The organism is Agrococcus sp. TF02-05 (assembly GCF_017565345.1).
GTDB lineage: Bacteria > Actinomycetota > Actinomycetes > Actinomycetales > Microbacteriaceae > Agrococcus > Agrococcus pavilionensis.
In genome coordinates this window covers 15193-38355 of sequence record NZ_JAGEKO010000011.1, presented here as the reverse complement: position 1 = coordinate 38355, position 23163 = coordinate 15193, and the positions used below count along the sequence as shown (strand labels likewise).

The following is a 23163-nucleotide window of genomic DNA, read 5'->3' as shown; positions in this document are numbered from 1 at the left end:
CGCCATACACTCAGCCCGATGACTGACACCGCTTCCGCCTCCGAGCTCCAGGTCTGGCCCGGCCAGCCCTACCCGCTGGGCGCGACCTTCGACGGCACCGGCACGAACTTCGCCATCTTCACGGAGTCGGCGGAGCGCGTCGAGCTGTGCCTCTTCGACGACGACGACGTCGAGACCCGCGTCGAGCTGAGCGAGGTCGACGCCTTCGTCTGGCACGCCTACCTCCCGAGCGTGCAGCCCGGGCAGCGCTACGGCTACCGGGTGCACGGCCCCTACGAGCCCGAGCGAGGCCTGCGGCACAACCCCGCGAAGCTGCTGCTCGACCCCTACGCGAAGGCGACGAGCGGCACGATCGAGTGGGGCCAGCCGCTCCACAGCTACAACTTCGGCGACCCGCTCAGCCGCAACGACGACGACTCCGCGCCACACATGGTCAAGGGCGTCGTCATCAACCCGTTCTTCGATTGGACCGGCGACCGCTACCCGCGCACGCCCTACAACGAGACGGTCATCTACGAGGCGCACGTCAAGGGGCTCACGCAGACCCACCCCGACGTGCCGGAGGCGCTCCGGGGCACCTACGCGGGCCTCGCGCATCCGTCGATCATCGCCCACCTGCAGAAGATCGGCGTGACCGCGATCGAGCTCATGCCCGTGCACCAGTTCGTGCACGACGCGGTGCTGCTCGAGAAGGGCCTGCGCAACTACTGGGGCTACAACACCCTGAGCTTCTTCGCCCCGCACGCGGAGTACGCCGGCACGGGTGAGCGCGGCCAGCAGGTGCAGGAGTTCAAGGCGATGGTGAAGGCGCTGCACGCCGCGGGCATCGAGGTCATCCTCGACGTCGTGTACAACCACACCGCCGAGGGCAACCACATGGGCCCGACCCTCTCGTGGCGCGGCATCGACAACCAGGCCTACTATCGCCTCGTCGAGGGCGACGAGCAGTTCTACATGGACTACACGGGCACGGGCAACAGCCTCAACGTCGCCCACCCGCACGCGCTGCAGATGATCATGGACTCGCTGCGCTACTGGGTGACCGAGATGCACGTCGACGGCTTCCGCTTCGACCTCGCCTCGACGCTCGCGCGCGAGTTCTACGACGTCGACCGCCTGTCGACCTTCTTCGAGCTCGTGCAGCAGGACCCGGTGATCAGCCAGGTCAAGCTCATCGCCGAGCCGTGGGACATCGGCCCGGGCGGCTACCAGGTGGGCAACTTCCCGCCGCAGTGGACGGAGTGGAACGGCAAGTACCGCGACCAGGTGCGCGACTTCTGGCGCGGCGAGCCGACCGCGCTCGGCGAGTTCGCGAGCCGCCTGGCCGGCTCCGCGGATCTGTACGAGCACTCCGGCCGCCGACCCGTCGCATCCATCAACTTCGTCACCGCGCACGACGGCTTCACGCTCCGCGACCTCGTCAGCTACAACGAGAAGCACAACGAGGCGAACGGCGAGGACGGCAACGACGGCGAGAGCCACAACCGCTCCTACAACTACGGCGTCGAGGGGCCGACCGACGACCCGGAGATCCTCGCCGTGCGCGCGCGCCAGCAGCGCAACTTCCTCGCGACGCTGCTGCTGAGCCAGGGCGTGCCGATGATCCTGCACGGCGACGAGCTCGGCCGCACGCAGCAGGGCAACAACAACACCTACGCGCAGGACTCCGAGCTCAGCTGGATCGACTGGTCGACGATCGACCAGCCGCTCATCGAGTTCACGGCCGCGATCGCGCAGCTGCGCCACGACCACCCGACCTTCCGCCGCAAGCGCTTCTTCACCGGCACGACGGTGCGCACGGGCAACGGCGAGCGGCTCAACGACATCGTGTGGCTGCGCGGCGACGGCACCCCGATGGAGGACGGCGACTGGGATGCGGCGGCGAGCGAGAAGACCGTCGGCATGTACCTCAACGGCCACGGCATCGCCGGTCGCGGCGAGCGCGGCGAGCGGATCCTCGACGACCACTTCCTCATCTACTGCAGCGCCTCCGAGGACGAGGGCGAGCTCACGCTGCCGCCGAGCGAGTACTCGGAGGCGTGGGACGTGCTCATCGACACGGGCGCCCACGAGCCGCACGACGGCCGGGTCGACGCGGGCGCCACGCTCCGCATCGCGCCGCGCGCGCTCCTCGTGCTGCGCGAGCACAAGCCGCCGGTCGAGCAGGACTTCTCGGTCGCCGCCTCGATCGCGGCGACGAACGGCCTCGCGACCGGCGCCATCCCCACCGTCGACGCCGACGCATCCGACCCCGACCAGCAGGACTGAGCGAGGAGACCCGTGCACGCGCCGCAGAGCACCTACCGACTGCAGATCAGCGAGGAGTTCACGCTCCTCGACGCGGCCGCGCGGCTCGAGGCGCTCGCCGACCTGGGGGTCGACTGGGTCTACCTCTCGCCGATCCTCGACGCCGAGCCCGGCTCGAACCACGGCTACGACGTGATCTCGCACGCGCGGATCGACGCGTCGCGCGGCGGACCCGAGGGGCTGGATGCGGTGGCGACGGAGGCGCGCAGGCTCGGCATGGGCGTGCTCGTCGACATCGTGCCGAACCACATGGGCGTCGCGGTGCCCGAGCACAACGCGTGGTGGTGGCAGCTGCTGCGCGAGGGGCGCGAGAGCGCGATCGCGCCGTACTTCGACGTCGATTGGGACGCGGGCGGCGGCAAGCTGCTGCTGCCGATCGTCGGTGACGACGACTGGTCCGAGGACGGCACCGTCGGCCACCTCGCCATCGAGGACGGCGGCGAGGCACTCAGGTACTGGGACACGCGGCTCCCGATCGCGCCCGGCACGGGCGACGGCACCCCTCAAGAGGTGCTCGAGCGGCAGCACTACCGGCTCGGCCACTGGAAGCAGGGCGACGACCAGCTGAACTACCGGCGCTTCTTCGCCGTCTCGACGCTCGCCGCGGTGCGCGTCGAGCTGCCCGAGGTCTTCGACGCGACGCACGCCGAGATCGCCCGCTGGTTCGACGAGCGGCTCGTGCAGGGCCTGCGCGTCGACCACCCCGACGGCCTGCGCGACCCCGCCGGCTACCTCGACGACCTCGACCGGCTCACGGGCGGCGCGTTCGTGCTCGTCGAGAAGATCCTCGAGCCGGGCGAGGCGCTGCCGCGCTGGGCGACCGCCGGCACGACCGGCTACGACACGCTCGGCCTCATCGATCGCGTGCTCACCGACCCCGACGCCGCCGAGCCGCTCGACGCGCTCGACGCGCGGCTGCGCGGCGGCGAGCGCGTCGACTGGGCCCAGATGATCCACGGCACGAAGCGCGGCATCGCCGATCGTCTCCTGCGCGCCGAGGTGCTGCGGCTCGAGCGCGAGGTGTGCGCGGCGGATGCATGGGGAGACCGGGGCGCGCCGGCCGACGCCGCCGACGCGATCGCCGAGCTGCTCGCGTGCTTCCCCGTCTACCGCTCCTACCTGCCCGAGGGCCGCGACCACCTCGGCCGCGCGGCCGAGCTCGCGAAGCAGCACCGGCCCGACCTCGCCGGCACGATCGATGCGCTGCTGCCCGTGCTCGGCAACCCCGAGCAGCCCGCCGCGCTGCGCTTCCAGCAGACGAGCGGCATGGTGATGGCGAAGGGCGTCGAGGACACCGCGTTCTACCGCTACTCGCGGCTCACGAGCCTCAACGAGGTGGGCGGCGATCCCGAGGTGTTCGCCGTCGACGTCGAGGAGTTCCACACCTCGATGGCACAGCGCCAGCAGGAGTGGCCGCTCGCCATGAACGCCCTCTCGACCCACGACACGAAGCGCGGCGAGGACGTGCGCGCCCGGATCACGACGATCGCCGAGGTGCCGGGCGAGTGGGAGGCGCTGCTCGACAAGCTGCTCGTCTTCGCGCCCCACCAGGGTCGGCCCTTCGTCAACCTGCTGCTGCAGGCGATCGTCGGCGCATGGCCCGCGAGCGAGGAGCGGCTCCTCGCCTACATGGAGAAGGCCTCGCGCGAGGCCGACGACATCACGCACTGGACGGCGCCCGACGCGGAGTTCGAGCGCCACCTCGCCGAGCTCGTGCGGCAGGTGCTGCAGGAGCCCGCGAGGGGCGACGTCGAGGCGTTCCTCGCGTCGACCGACGCCGGGTTCTGCGCGAACGTGCTGGGCGCGAAGCTCCTGAGCCTCACGATCCCCGGCTTCCCCGACGTCTACCAGGGCTCCGAGGCGCTCGAGCAGTCGCTCGTCGACCCCGACAACCGCCGCCCGATCGATTGGGCGCGGATGGATGCGCTGCGCGAGTCCGCGCGCTCGCCGCTGTCGGGCGGGTGGGACCTTGAGGTCGCGAAGACCCGGCTCGTGCGCGAGGCGCTGCGCCTGCGTCGCGACCACCCCGAGCGCTTCGCCGACTACGCGCCGATCCTGCCGCACGGCGAGGCGGCGGCGCACGCGATCGCCTTCGACCGCGGCGGTGCGATCGCGGTCGCGACGCGACTGCCGATCGGGCTCGCCCAGCGCGGCGGCTGGGGCGACACGACGATCCAGCTGCCCGACGGCCGCTGGCGCGAGCTGCTGACGACGAAGGAGCTGCGGGGCGGGGAGACCCGGCTCGCCGACCTCCTCTCGACGCTGCCGGTCGCGCTCCTCACGCGCGCCGACTGACGGCGCCCCGGCTCGCTCGAGCGGGGTTGATCGCTCAGCGACGGGCACGCTCTCGGCGCGTTCGCAGACGCTGTTACTAGGATGTGCGAGTCTCGCGCGCTGGAGCTCGCGGCCCGGCTCGCGCCGCATCGATCGCGGCGCCGGCCCGGTCGCGTCGCCGCCGGAGGGGTCGGGCTGCTGGTGGGTGTGCTCGGCCCCTCCGCCGCGGCTCGGCGCGCCGCGACGGCGGAGGGTGCGCTCGGCACAGCAGGGGCATAGCCTGCCCTCATGCAGCACGACGCGCCCACGCCCGAAGACCCGCAGCAGCCGCGATACGGGCAGCAGCCCCAGCACGGGCAGCCCGACCAGTACGGATCGCCGGCGCCGTACGGCCAGTCCCAGCAGGGCCAGCCCTACGCCGAGCAACCGGTGAGCTACGCGCCCTACGGCCAGGGCGGGCAGTACGGACAGCCCGCGTCGTACGGCGCCGGGATGCCCATGCCGGCGGTCGTCAAGTGGGGCCTCGGCATCCAGTGGGCAGGCGTGGTGCTCGGCGTGATCGGCATCGGCCTCGCCCTCATCGGTCTGCTCGCGCTCGCGGGCGCGGGGGAGCCCGGGGCGCTCGGCGTCGTCGGCGCGCTCGTCGCCGTGGCTGCCGTGCTCGTGGTGGCGCAGGTCGTCGTGCTCCTGTTCGCCACGAAGGGCCGCAACTGGGCCCGCATCGTGCTCGCCGTGCTCGCCGCGATCGGCATCGTCACGTCGCTCGCCTCCGGCCAGGGGCTCAACTTCGGCTCGCTCATCTCGATCCTGAGCGTCGTGCTGCTCTTCCTGCCGGCGGCCAACGAGTGGTTCGCCGCGCGCTCCGCGCAGCGGTAACGAGACCGAGCCGAGCGGTTCCCAGGCAACCGGCAGGCTCGCGGCGGGCGGCCGCCCTAGCCTGCTTGCATGCTGCACGAGTACCGGGTCTGGGCGCCGAACGCCGAGCGGATGCGCGTCGTCGCCGACGAGGAGTCCGTCGAGATGACGAGCGCCGAGGGCGGCTGGTGGCACGCGCTCGCGCCGGCGGGCGACTACGGCTTCCAGATCGACGACGACGACGCGGTGCGGCCCGATCCGCGCAGCATGCGCCAGCCCCGCGGCGTCCACGAGCGCTCCCGCGTGTGGGACGCATCCGCCCACGAGTGGCAGGACGGCGGCTGGACGGGCAAGCCGATCGCGGGCGGCGTGCTCTACGAGCTGCACGTCGGCACGTTCACGCCCGAGGGCACGCTCGAGGCGGCCGCCGGCCGGCTCGACCACCTGCGCGAGCTCGGCGTCACGCACGTCGAGCTGCTGCCGATGAACGCCTTCAACGGCACGCACAACTGGGGCTACGACGGCGTCGCGTGGTTCGCGGTGCACGAGGGCTACGGCGGGCCCGATGCCTACCAGCGGTTCGTCGAGGCCGCGCACGCCGCGGGGCTCGCGGTCGTGCAGGACGTCGTCTACAACCACCTCGGGCCCTCGGGCAACTACCTGCCGCTCTACGGCCCCTACCTCTCGAGCGAGGGCCGCTCGACGTGGGGCGAGCACGTCAACCTGGCTGAGCCGGCGGTGCGCCGCTTCATCCTCGACAACGTGCGCTTCTGGTTCGAGGACATGCACGTGGATGCGCTGCGGCTCGACGCGGTGCACGCGCTCCACGACGACGGCCCCACGCACATCCTCGAGGAGATGGCGATCGAGACGGCGGCGCTCTCGGCGCACCTCGGGCGGCCGCTCGAGCTCATCGCCGAGAGCGACATGAACGACCCGAAGCTCATCACCCCGCGCGAGGGCGGCGGCTACGGGCTCGACGGCCAGTGGTCGGATGACTTCCACCACGGCGTGCACGTCGCGCTCACGGGCGAGACGGCGGGCTACTACGCCGACTTCGAGCCGCTCGCGGCGCTCGGCAAGGCGCTCGAGCGCGGCTTCTTCCACGACGGCACCTATTCGTCGTTCCGCAGTCGCGACCACGGGCATCCGATCGACGTCGAGCGCTCGCTGTCGTGGCGGCTCGTCGTGTCGGCGCAGAACCACGACCAGATCGGCAACCGCGCTCGCGGCGATCGCATCACCGAGGTGCTCGACGAGTCGCAGCTGCTGTGCGCGGCGCTGCTGCTCTACGCCGGCCCGTTCACGCCGATGCTCTTCATGGGTGAGGAGTGGGCGGCGTCGACGCCGTTCCAGTTCTTCACGTCGCACCCCGAGCCCGAGCTCGGCAAGGCGACCGCCGAGGGCCGGCTCGAGGAGTTCGAGCAGATGGGCTGGGACCCGGCCGTCGTGCCCGACCCGCAGGACCCCGCGACGTTCGAGCGCTCGAAGCTCGACTGGTCGGAGGCGCAGGGCGGGCGCCACGCGCGCGTGCTCGAGGGCTACCGGCAGCTCGCGCGGCTGCGGCGCGAGCTCGAGGCGCTCACCGACCCGCACTACTCGCGCAACCGCGTCGAGGTCGACGAGGAGCGGCGCGTGCTGCGCCTCGTGCGTCGAGCGGGCATGGCGGATGCGGTGGAGGTCGTCATCAACGTCGGTCGCGAGCCGCAGACGGTCGCGGTCGAGCGCGGCGAGCTGCGCTTCGCGACCCACCCTGACGTCGCGCTCGAGGGCGAGCTGACGCTCCCGCCCGGCTCGGGCGCGCTGCTCGCCTAGCGCCCCGCTCGCGCAGCGCGCTGAGCGCGTCGACGCGCACGCCCCTCCGCCCGTCGGTCGAGTAGCCCGGCCGCAGGCCGGGCGTATCGAGACCCGGCTACCGTTGACGCGTGACTCAGCTCGTCGGCGACCTCTCCTTCCCGCACGTCGGCTACCTCGAGTCGCGCCGCGGCCCGATCGTCGAGATCCGCCTCTCGAACCACCCGATGGGGCAGCGCCGCACCTACGTGCGCGTGCCGGAGGGCGCCGGCGAGATCCCCGCCGGCGTCTACAGCACGCTCGTCAAGCAAGTGGCCGACAGCGACCCCGAGCTCGGCTGGCTCGTCGCGGTCGACCTCGAGCCCGAGTCGCCCGACGCCCCCGTCCGCGACGACGCGACGCTCGACGACGAGTGGGACTCGGGCGAGCAGGACCTCCTCATCGCGTCCGACGCCGAGGCGTTCCTCCCGCAGCAGCCGCCGCTCGAGCGCGAGGGCGATCAGCCGGTCAACCCGTTCGGCCTGTGGGCGCTCGACGAAAGTGGCGCCGCGCTGCGCGTCGAGGTCGAGCTCGACGAGGGCGGCGAGACGCTCTGGATCGAGCCGTCGACCGCCTACGGCAAGTCGCTCCACCCGTGGCACTACGAGGCCGAGCCCGTCGACGGGCTCGACGCGGCGGTCGCGGCGATCGAGGCCGGCGACGCCGTCGTCGAGCTGCGGCTGCTCGCGCCGCGCGCCTTCGGCGACCACGCCGAGGCCGTTCCCTACGAGCGCTGGCGGGTCGGCAGCCGCCGAGCCGTCGAGCAGGCGGCGCCGGCCGAGCTGCCGGAGTTCGACCCGGGCGTCTGGATGCGTTGGCTCACGCCCGTCGACGGCGGCGACCCTGTCGCCTTCGGGGGCTTCATGTTCCCGGACGGCCGTGCGATCGAGCTGCAGCCTGTCATGCCGGTGGAGCCGGAGTGGGCAGCGGGTCGCGTGCTCACGATCCCGATGCCGCGGCCCGGCGTCGCCTTCGAGGACCGCCGCGAGGTCACTGTCTCGGGGAAGCCGTTCAAGGAGCTGCGCTCGTCGGCGCCGAAGATCCAGAAGCGGCCGCCGGTACCGCTCGGCCGGTTCATGCTCGAGGCGGAGGGCTACATGCCGCCGGGCTGGAGCGCGCTCGGCTGAGGCGCGGGCGCGGGCACGGCGAAGCGCCGCCGGTACGCCGAGGGCGAGACGCGCAGCTGCCGCGTGAAGTGGTGGCGCAGGAGCGCCGCCGTGCCGAACCCGGCCTGCTGCGCGACCGCGTCGAGCCCGAGGTCGGTCGCCTCGAGCAGCGCTTGGGCGCGCTGCACGCGCTGCGACGTGAGCCACGCGGCCGGGGTCGTGCCGAGCTCCTCGCGGAACCGGCGCGCGAACGTGCGCTCCGAGAGGTTCGCCCGTCGCGCGAGCGAGGCGACGGTGTGCTCCTCGTCGAGGTGCGCGACCATCCAGTCGATGAGCGGCGCGAGCGTCTCGGCGCGCTGCTCGGCGACGGGGCCGACGGCGAACTGCGACTGGCCGCCGTCGCGCAGCGGCGGCACGACCATCGAGCGGGCGATGACCGCGGCGGCCTGCGCGCCGTGCAGCTGGCGCACGACGTGCAGCGACGCGTCGATCGCCGCCGCGGTGCCGGCGCTCGTCGTGACGGGCCCGTCGTCGACCCACAGCGCGTCGCGCTCGAGCGCGATGTGCGGGAACTGCGCCGCGAGGTCGTCGATGTGCCGCCAGTGCGTCGTCGCGCGCCGGCCGTCGAGGATGCCGGCCTTGGCCGCGACGAACGCCCCGGAGCACAGCGCGAGCACGCGAGCGCCGCGGTCGACGGCGCGCTGGAGCACGCGCGAGACGGCGAGCGAGCACTCGCCGTCGTACTCGCACTGCGCGTAGGGCGTGACGATGAGCAGGTCGGCCTCGTCGGCGAAGTCGAGCCCGTGCTCCACCATCATCGGCAGGTTCAGGCCGCCCGAGACCCGCACGGGCCCGGGCGTCTGCGTGACGACCCGGAAGTCGTGCCGCGGCACGCCCCGATCCGAGCGGTCGTAGCCGAAGACCTCGCCGGCGACGGCGAGCTCGAACGCGCTGAGGTCGTCGTCGACGATGCAGGCCACCTTGAGCATCGAACCCTCCGGACGATTGGCAGGATGTTGTCGGACATTGACGACCCTGCCACTCGTGGCGGGATCTTGGCAAGCGCAGACTTCCTGCCATGAACACCACCTGGCTCCTCATCCTCCTCGTCCTCGGCGCCGTCGCGATCGTCGGCTCCGTCACCGCGCTGGTCCGCCAGCGCGCGCCCCGCGTCGCGACCGACGCGGAGCGCCTCGCCCAGCTGCGGGACCGCTCGCTCGACGACGACGCGCGACGCCTCGCCGCGACGATCGAGGAGCAGCTCTCGCACCGCCTCGACGCGCCTGGGAACGGCCTCGCTCCGCAGATGGCCCAGCCGGTCATCGACGCGAGCATCTGGGGCGGCGCGGTGCCCGCCCGATGACGCCCGCGCATCCCGATCGCCGAAGGCCCGACGACTCGATCGTCGGGCCTTCGCCCGCGAACCGACCCCTGGTGCTCCCGCCATCGCGGTCGCATCATCGACGCATGGACGCGACCTGGGCCAGCAGCGTCGCCACGGACCCCACGTGGCTCGCCATCATCGCCGCGATCGGCGTCGTCGGATCGCTCGCGACCGTCGTCGTGCTGCTGCGCCAGCAGGCGCCGCGCCGGAAGCCGGATCTCGAGCGCATCGCGCGCCGCCGCGAGCCGCGGCCCTCGCACTGACGCGGCGAGCGCGCAGCGGCCCTGCAGCGGGGCCCCACAATGGAGCCATGCGACTCGCGAACGCCCGGCTCCTCGACGGCTCCCTGACCGACATCGACATCGTCGAGGGCGAGATCGAGCGCATCAGCCCGGCCGGTTCGACCCCGTCGACGGGGGAGCGCCGCGACCTCGAGGGCGCGGTCGTCGTCCCCGGCCTGTGGGACGAGCACACGCACATGAGCCAGTGGGCGCGGCACCGCACGCGCCAGAGCGTGCTCGCCGCCGAGTCGGCGGAGGAGGCGGCCGCGATCGCCGCCGCGGCGGTCGTGCGGCACTCCGGCCCCGACCCGCTCGTGCTCGTCGGCATGCGCGACGGCCTCTGGCCCGCCGCGCCGACCCGCGCGCTGCTCGACGAGGCGACCGGCCCCGTGCCGACGCTCGTCGTCTCGAGCGACGTGCACTGCTCGTGGCCGAACACCGCGATGCTCGAGCGCCTCGGGCTCGAGCTCGACGGCGCGCTGCTCCGCGAGGACGCCGCCTTCGCCGCCCTCGGCGACGTCGAGGCGATGCTCGACCCCGACGCCCTCGACCGCCACGTCGTCGACGCCCTCGCGGCGGCCGCGTCGCGCGGTGTCGTCGGCGTCGTCGACCTCGAGTTCGGCGACGCGGTCGGGCAGTGGATGCGTCCCGGCAGGGCGACGCCGACGCGCGTCGACGTCGGCATCTACGCCGACGAGCTCGAGCTCGCCGCCGAGCGCGGGCTCCGCTCGGGCGACGTCATCGCGGGCAGGGCGCGGGTGGGCGGGCTCAAGGTGATCTCCGACGGCTCGCTCGGCACGCGCACGGCGTGGACCGCGCATCCGTACGGCACCTCGAGCGCCAAGGTCGACGGCGGCGACTTCGGCAGGGGCGTCCGCAACGTCGACGACGAGGCGCTCGACCGGCTGCTCGCGCGCGCGGGCGAGCTCGGTCTCGACGCGATGGTCCACGCGATCGGCGACGCGGCCGTCACCGCGGCGATCGACGCGTTCGAGCGCGCGGGCGTCGGCGGCCGCATCGAGCACGCGCAGCTCGTCGCCGGGGCCGACATCCCGCGCATGGCGCGGCTCGGCATCGTCGCCTCGGTGCAGCCCGAGCACGCGCTCGACGACCGCGAGCTCATGGCCTCGCTGTGGGCCGATCGCTCGCGCGACGCCTATCGGCTGCGCTCGCTCGTCGACGCCGGCGTGCGCGTCGTGCTGGGCTCCGACGCGCCCGTGACGCCGCTCGACCCGTGGCTCGGCATCGCGACCGCGGTGACGCGCACGCGCGGCGACGAGGCGCCGTGGCAGCCGGAGGAGGCGCTCTCGCTCGAGCAGGCGATCGCGGCCTCGAGCCGCACGAGCGTCGCCGTCGGCGAGCCGGCCGACCTCGTCGTGCTCGGCGCGCCGCTGCCCGGCACCGACGACGCGCACGAGGCCGCGGCGGCGCTGCGCGGCATGCCCGTCGCGCTCACGCTCGTCGCGGGCGAGGCGATCTTCGACGCGATGGGCTGAATCGCGCCCCTGCGGACCCGGACAGCGGATGCGTCCGGCCGTTGTCGATCCGGCACAAGCGGGTGCGCGGCGCCACCGGCGCCGATTGCGGTCGGGGCCAACGCCCTCGCGGGGCCTCGACGGTCGTGCCTACCGTGAGGACGCATCCGTCCTGTCCTGAAGGAGGAACCATGGCCGACCGCACCGACCGCCAGCGCTCGACGAGCCCGCGCCCGCAGGGCCGGGTCGACGTCGACTGGCTCGGCCGCGACCTGCTCGGCACGTGGGCCGAGCGCCGCCTCGCGGCGCGCGCCAAGGTCGCCGACCCGCGCTACCAGCGCGTCGACGACCTGACGATGGCCGACCACCGCGAGCGCGTGCTCGAGCAGATGCACATGCTCGTCGCCGACGGCGCCGTCCACGCCGCGTTCCCGGAGCGCTTCGGCGGCGCCGACGACCACGGCGGCAACATCGCCGGGTTCGAGGAGCTCGTGCTCGCCGACCCGAGCCTGCAGATCAAGTCGGGCGTGCAGTACGGGCTGTTCGGCGCGGCGGTGCTGCACCTCGGCACGCGGCGCCACCACGACGAGCTGCTGCCGGCCATCATCAGCCTCGACGTGCCGGGCGCCTTCGCGATGACCGAGACCGGCCACGGCTCGGACGTCGCCTCGATCGGCACGACCGCGACCTACGACGAGGCGACCGAGGAGTTCGTCATCCACACGCCGTTCCGCGGCGCGTGGAAGGACTACCTCGGCAACGCCGCGCTGCACGGCAAGCACGCGGTCGTCTTCGCCAAGCTCATCACGAAGGGCGTCGACCACGGCGTGCACGCCTTCTACGTGCCGCTGCGCGACGACGAGGGTGCGTTCCTGCCCGGCGTCGGGGGCGAGGACGACGGCTACAAGGGCGGGCTCAACGGCATCGACAACGGCCGCCTCCACTTCACGAACGTGCGCGTGCCGCGCACGAACCTGCTCAACCGCTACGGCGACGTCGCGCCCGACGGCACCTACTCGAGCCCGATCGCGAGCCCCGGCCGGCGCTTCTTCACGATGCTCGGCACGCTCGTGCAGGGCCGCGTCTCGCTCGACGGCGCCGCCGTCGTCGCGCAGAAGGCCGCGCTCGCGATCGCGATCCGCTACGGCACCGAGCGGCGCCAGTTCAACGCCTCGAGCAACGCCGAGGAGGAGGTGCTGCTCGACTACCGCCGGCACCAGCGCCGCCTCTTCACACGGCTCGCGAAGGCCTACGCGCAGTCGTACGCGCACGAGATCCTGCTCTCGAAGTTCGACGGCGTCTTCTCGGGCCGCACCGACACCCCCGAGGAGCGCGAGGACCTCGAGACCCTCGCCGCCGGCCTCAAGGCGCTCTCGACGTGGCAGATGCTCGACACGCTCCAGGAGGCGCGCGAGGCGTGCGGCGGCGCGGGCTTCCTCGGCGAGAACCGGCTCGTGCAGCTGCGCGCCGACACCGACGTCTACGTCACCTTCGAGGGCGACAACACCGTGCTGCTCCAGCTCGTCGGCAAGCGCCTGCTCGGCGACTTCTCGAAGCAGTTCAAGGGCGCCTCGAAGGCCGACATCGCGCGCTTCGCCGCCGACCAGCTCTTCGACCGCGCGACCTCGTTCGTCGGCCTCCGCACCCTCTCGCAGGACGTGCGCGACCTCCGCAACGTGAAGAAGTCGTCGCTCGCGCTCCGCGACCGCGAGGTGCAGCGCGACCTGCTCGAGGACCGCGTCGAGCAGATGGTCGCCGACATCGCGGGCCGGCTGCGGAGCGCCCCGAAGGACCAGGCCGGCGCCGCCGCGGCGTTCAACGACGAGCAGCACGAGCTCATCGAGGCCGCGCGAGCGTGGGTCGAGCTGCAGCAGTACGACGCGCTCGACGCGGCGGTCGAGCGGATGCCCGCGGCGACGAAGGAGGTCATGACGCACGTGCGCGACCTCTTCGCGCTCACGATCATCGAGGAGCACGCCGCGTGGCACCTCGAGAACGGCCGCCTCTCGGGCGCGCGCTCGAAGGCCGTCACCTCGACGATCGAGGTGCTGCTGCGCAAGCTGCGCCCGCACGCGCTCGACCTCGTCGCGGCCTTCGGCCTCGGCGACGAGCACCTGCGCGCGCACATCGCGACCGGCGCCGAGGCCGAGCGCCAGGCGGCGGCGATGGCGCACTACGCGCAGCTGCGGGCCGCCGGCACGCTGCCCGTGCCGGAGAAGCGGAAGCGCGCGTCCGACCCGGCAGCGCAGCCCATCGCGACCGCGGGCGCCGCGCCCGTGCCCCCGGCAGACGTCATGTCGGCGCAGTCGGCGCCCTCGGCCGACTCGGTGTCGGCGCCGTCGGCGGATGCGGCTGACGACGAGCAGGACGCGGAGCTCGCCGCCCGCTGACCACGGCCGCTCACGCGGGGACCCGTCGCTCGACGGGTCCCCGCGCTGCTGCCCGCCGCCGTCCGTGCCGCGGATGCAGACGCGATCCACAGGGCACATGCGGTCAACGGAATTGCGTACGCCATACGCTGTAAAGCATCCGGGGTCACGATCGAGAAGGTCGCCAGGCCCGCATCGGCTGGGAAGTCGCCGACGAGCCCGAGAGGGGCACCATGACCACGATGACCGCCGTGAGGAGCTCGCAGGGCGAGCTCCGCTCCACGACACCGCCCTCCGAGCGAGGAGCGCGCGCCGACTTCCGGGTCGTCGCGAAGGCCGTGCGCGACGCCGGCCTGCTCGAGCGCCGCGTGGGCTTCTACGCGTGGCTCATGGCCGGTCTCGGCGTCGCGCTCGTCGGGCTGCTCGTCGGCTCCGTGCTGCTGGGCGACTCGTGGTTCCAGCTGCTCATCGCCGCGGGACTCGGCATCGTGCTCACCCAGATCGCGTTCATCGCGCACGAGGCCTCGCACCGCCAGGTGCTCAAGTCGGGCCCCGCGAACGACCGGCTCGGCCGCATCCTCGCCGCGGGCGTCGTCGGCATCAGCCACCAGTGGTGGATGACGAAGCACTCGCGCCACCACGCGAACCCCAACCAGATCGGCCGAGACCCCGACATCGAGATCGACACGATCTCGTTCCTGCCGAGCGACGCCAAGAAGGCGCGCGGCATCCAGCGCTGGGTGACGCAGCGCCAGGGCTGGCTCTTCTTCCCGCTGCTGACCTTCGAGGGCGCCAACCTGCACGTGCGCTCGATCATCACCCTGCTCGAGCGCCGCCCGGTCGTCGGCCGCTGGCTCGAGCTCGGCCTCATCGCGGGCCGCTTCGCCCTGCTGATCACGTTCCTCCTGCTCGTCATGCCGCCGCTCATGGCGCTCGCCTTCCTCGGCGTGCAGCTCGCCGTCTTCGGCATCGGCATGGGCGCGTCCTTCGCGCCGAACCACAAGGGGATGCCGACCGTCAGCCGCGACGCGAAGCTCGACTTCTTCACGAAGCAGGTGCGCACCTCGCGCAACATCCGCGGCTGGGGCACGAGTGCGCTCATGGGCGGCCTCAACTACCAGGTGGAGCACCACCTGTTCCCCAACATGGCCCGCCCGCACCTGCGCGCGGCGAGCGAGATCGTGCGCGCCCACTGCCGCGAGCACGGCATCACCTACACCGAGACGAACATGGTCGGCGCCTACGCCTCCGTCATCCGCTACCTGAACCGCGTGGGCCTCGCCGCCCGCGACCCGTTCGAGTGCCCGATGCTGGCGACGAGGCGATGACCCGGAGGGCTCCGAAGCGGCAGCCCGTCCGCTACGCGCTCGCCCGGCTGCACTGGGCGCTCAGCCCGTGGCGGCTCGTGCGCGAGCGGCCCCGCGTCGAGGGCGCACGGCTGCTCATCGGCGCTCCGCACACCTCCAACCGCGACTTCGTGCTCATGCTCGGGATCGCGTGGGATGCGCGGCTGCCGGTGCGCTGGCTCGGCAAGCGGGAGCTGTTCCAGGGTCCGCTCGGCTGGGTGATGCACCGCCTCGGCGGGATCCCGGTCGACCGCGACGACCCGGCGGGACTCGTCGACCGCGTCGTCGCGCTCGTGCGCGACGACCCGCGCGCCGCGATCGTCGTCACCCCCGACGGCACGCGCCGCTCGAAGCAGTGGCGGAGCGGCTTCTACCGCATCGCCCTCGAGGCCGGCCTCCCCGTCACCCTCGGCTTCGTCGATGCGACGACCCGCACGGCCGGGCTCGGCCCGACCATCTCGCTCACGGGCGACGTCCCGGCCGACATGGACCGCATCCGCGCGTTCTACGCCGACAAGGCGGGCGTGCGCCCCGAGCTGCGGACCGAGCCGCGGCTCGCCGACGAGGCGGGCCTCGCGGCGCGCTTGCGCGAGGAGCGAGCGCAGCGGGAGCGCTGAGCGCGCGGCGACCCCTGGCGCGGCCGCCGGGGCTTTGGCACGATGAGGCCATGAGCGCGCCCGGGATGATCGAGATCAGCGAGGACGAGTGCCTCAAGCTGCTGCGCGCCTTCGAGTTCGGGCGCATCGCGTTCCGCGTCGGCGACGTGCTCGAGGTGTTCCCGATCAACTACCACGCGGACGGCCGCGACGTGACGTTCCGCACCGCGCCCGGCACGAAGCTCGCCGGGGTGCTGCTCGCCGACGATGTGGTCTTCGAGATCGACCACATCGGCGAGCGCGAGGCGTGGAGCGTCGTCGCGCACGGCACCGCCCGCCGGCTCGAGTCGAGCCGCGAGCTCGAGGAGGCCGAGCAGCTGCCGATCCGGTCGCTCGTGCCGAGCGTGAAGCGCGAGTTCGTGCGCATCGAGATCGCGCGCGTGAGCGGTCGCCGCTTCCACCGCGGCCGGCAGCCCGACCCTGCGGCCGAGCCGCTCGTCGACTCGACCGACTGACGAGCGCCGCCGTCACTCGGCGAGCTCGTCGCGCCGGCGGGCGAGGAAGGCGCGCTCCGCCGCGTTGCCGGTGAGCTCGAGCGCCCGGTCGTAGGCGGCGCGCGCCTCGGGGATGCGCGCCAGTCGCCGCAGCAGGTCGGCTCGAGTCGCGTGGAGGGGGTGGTACCCGTCGAGCTCGTCCGCCACCCGGTCGACCTCGACGAGCGCGGCCGCCGGGCCGTCGACCTCGCCGATCGCGACCGCTCGGTTGAGCCGCACGATCGGCGACGGGTCGAGGGCGGCGAGCCGGTCGTAGAGCGCGACGACCTGCGGCCAGTCGGTCTCGGGCGCGGTCGGGGCCGCGGTGTGCACCGCGCTGATCGCGGCGAGCAGCTGGAAGCGGCCGGGCGCCGCACCGGTCGCCGCACGCGCACGCACGAGCGCGTGCCCCTCATCGAGCAGGTCCCGGTGCCAGGCGGCGCGGTCCTGTCGGTCGAGCGTCACCAGCTCGCCCGAGGGCGAGACGCGGACGGGGCGCCGCGCCTCGGCGAGCAGCATGAGGGCGAGCAGCCCCGCGACCTCGCCGTCGTCCGGCCGCAGCTCGCGCAGCAGCCGGCCGAGCCGGATCGCCTCGTCGGAGAGATCTCGGCGCACCGGCTCGGCGCCGGAGCCCGCGAGGTAGCCCTCGTTGAAGACGAGGTACACGACCGTGAGCACACCCTGGAGGCGCTCGCCGATGTCTGCCGCCGAGGGCACGCGGTAGGGGATCCGCGCCTCGCGGATCTTCCGCTTCGCGCGCGTGAGCCGCTGCGCCATCGTCGGCTCCGGCACGAGGAACGCGCGCGCGATGTCGGCGACCGTCAGTCCGGCGACGAGCCGCAGCGTGAGCGCGACGCGAGCCTCCATGGCGAGCGCGGGATGGCAGCACGTGAACAGCAGCCGCAGCCGGTCGTCGTCGACGGCGCCGGCGGGCTCGGGAGGGGAGTCGTCGACGATCATGAGCGCCGCCTCGTGCTTGCCCTGCCGCTGCGCCTCGCGCCGCAGCCGATCGATCGCCTTGCGGCGGGCGGTCGTGGCGAGCCATCCGCCGGGGTTGGGCGGCACGCCGTCGCGCTCCCAGCGCTCGACGGCCGCGAGGAAGGCCTCAGCGGCGGCGTCCTCCGCGAGGTCGAGGTCGCCGAAGCGGCGGGACAGCCCGGCGACCACCCGCGCCCACTCGGTGCGGTGAGCGCGGGCGATCGCGAGGCCGACCGGATCCGTCACGCGTCCAGCATCGCCCGCACGGACTCCGCGGTGTTGAAGGGGCGCACCTCGACCGGGTTCCGGCACACCCTCGAGCCCTCCGCCGCGAGCGCGATGGCCTCGTCGAGGTCGGCGGCCTCGATGACCCAGAAGCCGCCGAGGTGCTCCTTCGACTCGAGGTAGGGGCCGTCGGCGACGATGGGCCGATCGCCCCGCCCGTCGACGGTCGTCGCGGTGCTCGCCTCGGCGAGCCCGTCGGCGAAGACGAAGTGGCCGCCCCGCTCGAGGCGCTCGTTGAAGGCCCCGGTGTCGGCGAGCGCGTGCGCCATCGCCTCCCGGGAGCCGTACTCGCCGAACGGCTCCCGCACGGCGGGGCCGAAGACCGACAGCAGGTAGCGCGCCATGTCAGTCACGCTCCTGCGCGTGCCGCTCGACGATCTCCGCCATGCCGGAGGGGAAGCGGTGCACCTCCTGAGGCCAGTCGAGCGCGACGGCGAGCCGGCCCGCCCAGTGACGGGCGGCCTCGTCGTCGGGCACGTCGATCACGGCGAAGCCGCCGGGGTGCTCCTTCGTCTCGACGTAGGGCCCGTCGGTGAAGACGGGCTCGCCGCCCTGGTTCACGACGCTGCAGACGACGGTGGATGCGTCGAGGCCGCCGTCCCCGAACACGTAGACGCCCGCCTCCCGCATCTGCTCGATCACCGCACCCGAGGCCGCGCTCTTCGCGCGCAGCTCCTCGGCGGTGTGGGCCGGAACCCATTCGTCGTTGAAGGCGATCAAGTACTGCACCATTGCTGTCTCCTCTCGAGCGGCCCCGTCGACCGCGTCACCTTGTCTACGAACGGGAAGCGCCGGACGCGACAGGGCGATCACGATCCGCCGGAGATGCCGGACATCGAGCGGATGGTGCGCAGCGGTCGGCGGGCGTCGATGCGCGACGCCGCCCACAGCAGCATGACGGCCTCCGCGTGGTGCAGCGGGCGCTCGAGGGTGAGCGCGGGTCGGTACAGCCACGGGCCCTCGGGCGCGATCTCGCCGATCCGCTCGCCGGCGTGGTGCACGTCGAAGTGCAGCCTGCCGAGCAGCGCGTTGGTCGTGCGCTGGAGCTCGCCGGTGCCGCTCGGACCGTCGAAGCCCCAGCCGGAGGCGAGGAACCGACCGCGCTCCATCCGGACTCGCGCGTCGCCGCTCGTGCCGACGAGCCAATCGGGCTCCGTCCGATAGGTCCAGCGCTCCCCACCGAGGTCGAGCGACATCGACGCGCTCCAGAACCCGTCGCCGGGATGCCCGATCGGCGAGCCGTCGAGCGTGACCGCGCCGTCCTGCCAGCGGAATCGCATGTCGGCACCCTACGCGGAATGGGGAACCCACAGGCCGCGTTGCCACACTCGGGTCCGGAGCACGACGGATCCGCACGACGAGGAGAGCATCCGCATGGCGCACACGGTCGCATCGAGCATCGCCGACGCCGAGCGACCCCGCGAGACGCTCACGATCGGCATCCTCGGCGCCGGGAAGATCGGCACCGTGCTCGCGCGACTGTCGCTCGCGGCCGGGCACCGCACGCTCATCGCCGCCTCGGGCTCGCCGCAGCGCATCCGGCTCATCGCCGAGTACATGGCGCCGGGCGCCGAGCCGATGCTCGCCGCCGAGGCTGCGGCCCGGGCCGACCTCGTGATCCTCGCGCTGCCGCTCGGCCAGTACGACCGGCTGCCGGTCGAGGAGCTGCGCGGCAAGGTCGTCGTCGACGCCATGAACTACTGGTGGGAGACCGACGGCATCCGCGACGAGTTCACCGACCCCGAGCGGCCGACGAGCACGATCGTGCAGGAGTTCCTGCGCGAGTCGCGCGTCGTGAAGGCGTTCAACCACATGGGCTACCACGACCTCGCCGATTGGCCGCGCTCGCCGGGGAGCCCGCAGCGACGCGCGATCGCCGTCGCGGGGGACAGCCCCGACGACGTGCGGCTCGTCGCGCAGCTCGTCGACGACTTCGGCTTCGACCCGGTCGTGCTCGACTCGCTCGCTGCCGGACTGCGGCTGCAGCCGGGCTTCCCGGCGTTCGGCGCGAACGAGGACGCGCCGACGCTCCGGGCGCTCATCGGCGACTGACGCACCCGCGCCCCGTCCCGCGACTTCGGTCACTCCTGAGGTGGAGCAGCGCTGTCCTTGAGGCTTCCGTCGGCTCCTGGCCACGGCCATCGCTGGTCGGCACCTACAGTGGGACGCACGCCAGGGTCGGTCTCCGCTGCACCCTGCGGTCCACGCTCAGCCAGTGCCGACGTTCCCAGCGCCCGCACCGGCGGTCCTAGGGAGTCACGCCCATGCGTCATCGCGCGCGCGCCGGCCTCATCGCTGCGCTGGCCACCGTCCTGTCCACCATTGTGCCCGTCGCTCCCGCAACCGCGGCGACGGCGGTCGCCTCCGAGCTGCCCGACCTGCTCTCGGTCGCTGCCGAGACGGTCGCTCCGGCATACGACAGAGATCGCTTCGAACACTGGATCGATGCCGACGGCAATGGCTGCAACACCCGCTACGAGGTGCTGATCGAGGAATCCACCACGCCGGTGTCGGTGGACGCCGGGTGCAGCCTCCGGGGCGGCTCCTGGTTGTCCGCGTATGACGGGCAGACCTTCGCGGACATCGCAGATCTCCAGATCGACCACGTCGTCGCCCTCGCCGAGGCATGGCGCTCCGGCGCGTCGGAGTGGACCGACGAGGCCCGTCGTGCGTTCGCCAACGACCTCGCGGTGCCCTACGCGCTGGTCGCGGTCTCCGGTTCATCGAACCAGTCGAAGGCGGACAAGGATCCGGCGGAGTGGTTGCCGGCGAACACCGCCTACGCGTGCGAGTACGTCACCGGTTGGGCACTCATGAAGTACCGCTGGTCGCTCGCGGTGGACCGCGCGGAGCACGAGGCGATCGCTCGCACCCTCTCGGGTGACTGCGGCGCGGAGCCGGTGACGCTGCCGCCGACCGCGGCCGCGCCGACGGAGCCGCCCGCCGACCCGAACCCGACCCAGACCGTGATCGCCCCGTTCACCGAGGCGAGCACCCGCCTCGGTGGCGCGGATCGCTACGAGGTGGCGATCGGCATCTCACAGCGCTACGCACCCGGCGTCCCCGTCGTCTACGTCGCGAAGGGCACCGACTTCCCGGACGCGCTGTCAGCCTCTGCCGCGGCGGCGTACATCGGAGGACCGCTTCTCCTCACCGGGTCGACGACCCTCCACGAGGGCGTCGCCGCGGAGATCGCTCGTCTCGAGCCCGCCGCGATCGTCGTCGTCGGCGGCACCGCCTCGATCTCACCGGCCGTAGTCGACCGGCTCGCGGCGCTTGCGCCCGAGGTGGTGAGGGCGGGCGGTGCGGACCGCTACGAGGCGAGCCGTACGATCACCGACGAGGCGTTCGAGACCGCCGACGTGGCGATGCTCGCGACAGGTCGAACCTTCCCGGACGCGCTCGCCGCATCCGGGGTCGCAGGCAGTCTGGACGCACCGGTGCTGCTGGTGGACGGCCGCAGCGCCAGCGTGCCCTCCGAGACGATCGCCCTGCTGCGGCGGCTTCAGGTCTCGCAGCTGCACATCGCCGGCGGCCCCAACTCCGTCTCGCCCGCGATCGAGGCGCAGCTGCGAAGCCTCGGGTTCCGCGTCTCGCGGTTCGGCGGCGCCGACCGGTACGAGGTCGCAGCGAACATCAACGCAGCGTTCTTCACGGTCGGGACCACCGCGATGTTCGCGAACGGCCTCAAGTTCGCCGACGCGCTCTCCGGCGCGGCCCTCGCGGGCCGCATCGGCGCACCGCTGTTCGTGACGAAGGCGGAGTGCCTGCCGGGCACGGTGCGCGACGCCGCGGACAGCTTCGGTGCAGCGCACCGAGTCTTCCTCGGTGGGACGGCGTCGCTCAGCGACGCCGTCGCCGCGAACACGGGCTGCACCGTCGCCGGCACGCCGACGATCAGCGGGAGCGCGGTGTTCGGGAGCACGCTCGCGGTCGATCCCGGCAGCTGGACGGATGGCACGACGCTCGAGTACCAGTGGCTGGCGAACGGCGCGGTCATCGCGGGGGCAGCCGGCACGACCTTCACGATTCGCGCGAGCGACGTCGGCAGGTCGATCAGTGTCCGCGTCACGGGCAGGCAAGCGGGGTACTCGACCGTCGCCGTGACTTCGCGTGCGACCGCCGTGGTCTCCCCGAGAAGCACGGTGGCCGGCATCCCGACGACCTCGGGCGCCCCCACCGTGGGCACCACTCTCACGGCCAATGCCGGCGCATGGACGAGCGGCTCGAGCCTGCGCTACCAGTGGCTGGCCAACGGGGCGGCCATCTCCGGAGCGACCGGCGGCACGTTCACGCTGCGCGCCAGCGAGATCGGCCAGCGCATCAGCGTCCGCGTCACCGGCACGCAGCCGGGCTACACGACCGCGACCGCGACCTCGGGAGCGACGGCGGCCGTCACGTACCCGAACCGGACGAGGCCGATCAGCGGCACGTGGAACTGCCCGTCGTGGGCCCCCATCAAGGGCAACGCGGATTCGATGATCTATCACATGCCGTCAGGTCGCTACTACGCGTCCACCAACCCGGAGGAGTGCTTCCGCACCGAGGCCGCCGCGATCGCTGCCGGCTATCGCAAGTCGCGGGCCTGACTTGGGGAGAAGCTGAGGCGGGCTCTCGCCCACCCTTGCTCAAGGACTCGCTGAAGGGGTCAGGGCGATGGTGGAGATGCTGATGGGAGATGAGAGAGCCACGGCCTCAGCGACGAGTTCACCGATGCTGCGCGCCCGACGAGAGCGCCGACTACGGCCGGCTCGTCGCGCAGCTCGTCGACGACTTCGGCTTCGACCCGGGCGTGCTCGACTCGCTCGCTGCGGACTGCCGCTGCGGCCGGGCTTCCCGGCGTTCGGCGCGAACGAGGACGCGGCGACGCTCCGGGCGCTCATCGGCGACTAGGCGTCGCGCGTCTCGGTCGCCGCTGCTCGGCCGCGGAAGGCGCGGCGCACGCCGGCTCGCGCGAGCATGAGCACGACGATGAGGATCGTCACGTCGAGGAAGCCGCCGAGGCGCACCGCGTCGCCGAACGCGAGGTCGACGAGCTCGAGCACGACGAGCTTGCTGCCCGGCAGCAGCACCAGCAGCGTGGCGACGCTCACGACCTTCGCCGCCGTTCGGTCGGAGCCCTTGATGCGGGCGATGGCGCTCCGCTTCGCGAGCTGCACGATCTCGAGCACCGCCTTGAGCAGCACCGCGGTCAGGAGCGCGAGCAGGAACGTCTCCGAGATCACGGCCGGGAACAGCTGGATGAACACGCCGAGCACCACCAGGTACACGAGGACGTCCACGAGATCGGTCGGACGGATCCGCACGCGAGGAGCCTAGCGAGCGGTCGCGCTCGAGAGGAGGGGGATCATCGCGCTCGCGCGCGGCGCGAGGCGACCCGCAGAGACGAGAAGACCCCCGGCTCGCCGGGGGTCTTGACGGTGGCTCCGACCGGCATCGATCCGGTGACCTTTCGATTTTCAGTCGAACGCTCTACCAACTGAGCTACAGAGCCAGGCTCTCGAGGAGCCGAGGCGGGCTCTCGCCCGCCCTTGCACAAGG

20 protein-coding genes and 1 tRNA gene are annotated in these 23163 nt (G+C 72.8%); 14 read left to right on the top strand and 7 right to left on the bottom strand.

What is annotated here, in order from left to right:
• Positions 1-18 precede the first annotated feature (18 nt).
• From glgX to JQT67_RS12095, 5 genes are all read left to right on the top strand, one after another.
• Complete coding sequence (glgX, locus tag JQT67_RS12115; protein ID WP_208064977.1) at positions 19-2268, top strand: glycogen debranching protein GlgX; 2250 nt, start codon at positions 19-21, stop codon at positions 2266-2268.
• A gap of 12 nt (positions 2269-2280) precedes the next feature.
• Positions 2281-4602, top strand: a complete 2322-nt coding sequence (treY, locus tag JQT67_RS12110; RefSeq protein WP_208064975.1) for a malto-oligosyltrehalose synthase — start codon at positions 2281-2283, stop codon at positions 4600-4602.
• A gap of 267 nt (positions 4603-4869) precedes the next feature.
• Positions 4870-5457: a hypothetical protein gene (locus JQT67_RS12105; protein WP_208064973.1), complete on the top strand. Its 588-nt coding sequence runs from the start codon at positions 4870-4872 to the stop codon at positions 5455-5457.
• A gap of 69 nt (positions 5458-5526) precedes the next feature.
• Complete coding sequence (gene treZ / locus JQT67_RS12100; RefSeq protein ID WP_208064972.1) at positions 5527-7251, top strand: malto-oligosyltrehalose trehalohydrolase; 1725 nt, start codon at positions 5527-5529, stop codon at positions 7249-7251.
• A gap of 110 nt (positions 7252-7361) precedes the next feature.
• Positions 7362-8396: a hypothetical protein gene (locus JQT67_RS12095; RefSeq protein WP_208064970.1), complete on the top strand. Its 1035-nt coding sequence runs from the start codon at positions 7362-7364 to the stop codon at positions 8394-8396.
• On the opposite strand, the gene JQT67_RS12090 is transcribed toward JQT67_RS12095, so the two are convergent.
• Positions 8363-9364: a GlxA family transcriptional regulator gene (locus tag JQT67_RS12090; RefSeq protein ID WP_208064968.1), complete on the bottom strand. Its 1002-nt coding sequence runs from the start codon at positions 9362-9364 to the stop codon at positions 8363-8365. The two genes, JQT67_RS12095 and JQT67_RS12090, sit on opposite strands and share 34 nt — an antisense overlap.
• 89 nt (positions 9365-9453) lie before the next feature.
• Here JQT67_RS12090 and JQT67_RS12085 point away from each other — a divergent pair, with 89 nt between their 5' ends.
• The 7 genes from JQT67_RS12085 to JQT67_RS12055 all read left to right on the top strand — a co-directional run bounded on the left by JQT67_RS12085 (position 9454) and on the right by JQT67_RS12055 (position 16341).
• Positions 9454-9738, top strand: a complete 285-nt coding sequence (locus JQT67_RS12085) for a hypothetical protein (protein ID WP_208064966.1) — start codon at positions 9454-9456, stop codon at positions 9736-9738.
• Between the two features lie 104 nt (positions 9739-9842).
• Positions 9843-10022, top strand: a complete 180-nt coding sequence (locus JQT67_RS12080; RefSeq protein ID WP_026373185.1) for a hypothetical protein — start codon at positions 9843-9845, stop codon at positions 10020-10022.
• Between the two features lie 47 nt (positions 10023-10069).
• Positions 10070-11536 carry an amidohydrolase gene (locus JQT67_RS12075; protein ID WP_208064964.1) on the top strand — a complete coding sequence of 489 codons (1467 nt, stop codon included), beginning with the start codon at positions 10070-10072 and terminating at the stop codon, positions 11534-11536.
• 170 nt (positions 11537-11706) lie between these two features.
• The gene (locus tag JQT67_RS12070) at positions 11707-13905 is read left to right on the top strand and encodes an acyl-CoA dehydrogenase (protein WP_208064962.1); all 2199 of its coding nucleotides are present in this window, start codon (positions 11707-11709) and stop codon (positions 13903-13905) included.
• A 212-nt stretch (positions 13906-14117) separates the two neighbouring features.
• On the top strand, positions 14118-15212 hold the full coding sequence (locus JQT67_RS12065; protein ID WP_208064960.1) for an acyl-CoA desaturase: 1095 nt from the start codon (positions 14118-14120) through the stop codon (positions 15210-15212).
• Positions 15209-15847, top strand: coding sequence for a 1-acyl-sn-glycerol-3-phosphate acyltransferase (locus tag JQT67_RS12060; protein WP_208064958.1), 639 nt, complete (start codon positions 15209-15211; stop codon positions 15845-15847). Before JQT67_RS12065 ends, JQT67_RS12060 begins: the two co-directional genes overlap by 4 nt.
• Before the next feature lie 50 nt (positions 15848-15897).
• Positions 15898-16341: a pyridoxamine 5'-phosphate oxidase family protein gene (locus JQT67_RS12055; RefSeq protein WP_208064956.1), complete on the top strand. Its 444-nt coding sequence runs from the start codon at positions 15898-15900 to the stop codon at positions 16339-16341.
• A gap of 12 nt (positions 16342-16353) precedes the next feature.
• Here JQT67_RS12055 and JQT67_RS12050 read toward each other — a convergent pair whose 3' ends face one another.
• The 4 genes from JQT67_RS12050 to JQT67_RS12035 form a co-directional block, all read right to left on the bottom strand.
• Positions 16354-17583, bottom strand: a complete 1230-nt coding sequence (locus JQT67_RS12050) for an RNA polymerase sigma factor (protein WP_208064954.1) — start codon at positions 17581-17583, stop codon at positions 16354-16356.
• On the bottom strand, positions 17580-17966 hold the full coding sequence (locus JQT67_RS12045; protein WP_243755995.1) for a YciI family protein: 387 nt from the start codon (positions 17964-17966) through the stop codon (positions 17580-17582). Before JQT67_RS12045 ends, JQT67_RS12050 begins: the two co-directional genes overlap by 4 nt.
• A 1-nt stretch (position 17967) precedes the next feature.
• The gene (locus tag JQT67_RS12040; RefSeq protein ID WP_208064952.1) at positions 17968-18354 is read right to left on the bottom strand and encodes a YciI family protein; all 387 of its coding nucleotides are present in this window, start codon (positions 18352-18354) and stop codon (positions 17968-17970) included.
• 77 nt (positions 18355-18431) lie between these two features.
• Complete coding sequence (locus JQT67_RS12035; protein ID WP_208064950.1) at positions 18432-18902, bottom strand: hypothetical protein; 471 nt, start codon at positions 18900-18902, stop codon at positions 18432-18434.
• A gap of 94 nt (positions 18903-18996) precedes the next feature.
• Between JQT67_RS12035 and JQT67_RS12030 the strand changes: the two genes are divergently transcribed.
• Positions 18997-19674, top strand: a complete 678-nt coding sequence (locus tag JQT67_RS12030) for an NADPH-dependent F420 reductase (protein ID WP_208064948.1) — start codon at positions 18997-18999, stop codon at positions 19672-19674.
• A gap of 212 nt (positions 19675-19886) precedes the next feature.
• The gene (locus JQT67_RS12025; protein ID WP_208064946.1) at positions 19887-22211 is read left to right on the top strand and encodes a cell wall-binding repeat-containing protein; all 2325 of its coding nucleotides are present in this window, start codon (positions 19887-19889) and stop codon (positions 22209-22211) included.
• A 300-nt stretch (positions 22212-22511) separates the two neighbouring features.
• Here JQT67_RS12025 and JQT67_RS12020 read toward each other — a convergent pair whose 3' ends face one another.
• Both JQT67_RS12020 and JQT67_RS12015 read right to left on the bottom strand, forming a co-directional pair.
• Positions 22512-22928, bottom strand: coding sequence for a hypothetical protein (locus JQT67_RS12020; protein WP_208064944.1), 417 nt, complete (start codon positions 22926-22928; stop codon positions 22512-22514).
• Between the two features lie 115 nt (positions 22929-23043).
• Positions 23044-23116, bottom strand: a tRNA-Phe gene (locus JQT67_RS12015).
• Positions 23117-23163: the final 47 nt, after the last annotated feature.

Excerpts from the sequence above, each read along its gene's own strand:
- JQT67_RS12075 (WP_208064964.1), top strand. The coding sequence starts at position 10,070 with ATGCGACTCGCGAACGCCCGGCTCCTCGACGGCTCCCTGACCGACATC.
- JQT67_RS12090 (WP_208064968.1), bottom strand. The coding sequence starts at position 9,364 with ATGCTCAAGGTGGCCTGCATCGTCGACGACGACCTCAGCGCGTTCGAG.
- treZ (WP_208064972.1), top strand. The coding sequence starts at position 5,527 with ATGCTGCACGAGTACCGGGTCTGGGCGCCGAACGCCGAGCGGATGCGC.
- JQT67_RS12035 (WP_208064950.1), bottom strand. The coding sequence starts at position 18,902 with ATGCGATTCCGCTGGCAGGACGGCGCGGTCACGCTCGACGGCTCGCCG.
- JQT67_RS12080 (WP_026373185.1), top strand. The coding sequence starts at position 9,843 with ATGGACGCGACCTGGGCCAGCAGCGTCGCCACGGACCCCACGTGGCTC.
- JQT67_RS12045 (WP_243755995.1), bottom strand. The coding sequence starts at position 17,966 with ATGGCGCGCTACCTGCTGTCGGTCTTCGGCCCCGCCGTGCGGGAGCCG.
- glgX (WP_208064977.1), top strand. The coding sequence starts at position 19 with ATGACTGACACCGCTTCCGCCTCCGAGCTCCAGGTCTGGCCCGGCCAG.
- JQT67_RS12030 (WP_208064948.1), top strand. The coding sequence starts at position 18,997 with ATGGCGCACACGGTCGCATCGAGCATCGCCGACGCCGAGCGACCCCGC.
- JQT67_RS12065 (WP_208064960.1), top strand. The coding sequence starts at position 14,118 with ATGACCACGATGACCGCCGTGAGGAGCTCGCAGGGCGAGCTCCGCTCC.
- JQT67_RS12070 (WP_208064962.1), top strand. The coding sequence starts at position 11,707 with ATGGCCGACCGCACCGACCGCCAGCGCTCGACGAGCCCGCGCCCGCAG.
- JQT67_RS12085 (WP_208064966.1), top strand. The coding sequence starts at position 9,454 with ATGAACACCACCTGGCTCCTCATCCTCCTCGTCCTCGGCGCCGTCGCG.
- JQT67_RS12105 (WP_208064973.1), top strand. The coding sequence starts at position 4,870 with ATGCAGCACGACGCGCCCACGCCCGAAGACCCGCAGCAGCCGCGATAC.
- JQT67_RS12040 (WP_208064952.1), bottom strand. The coding sequence starts at position 18,354 with ATGGTGCAGTACTTGATCGCCTTCAACGACGAATGGGTTCCGGCCCAC.
- JQT67_RS12025 (WP_208064946.1), top strand. The coding sequence starts at position 19,887 with ATGCGTCATCGCGCGCGCGCCGGCCTCATCGCTGCGCTGGCCACCGTC.
- JQT67_RS12060 (WP_208064958.1), top strand. The coding sequence starts at position 15,209 with ATGACCCGGAGGGCTCCGAAGCGGCAGCCCGTCCGCTACGCGCTCGCC.
- JQT67_RS12055 (WP_208064956.1), top strand. The coding sequence starts at position 15,898 with ATGAGCGCGCCCGGGATGATCGAGATCAGCGAGGACGAGTGCCTCAAG.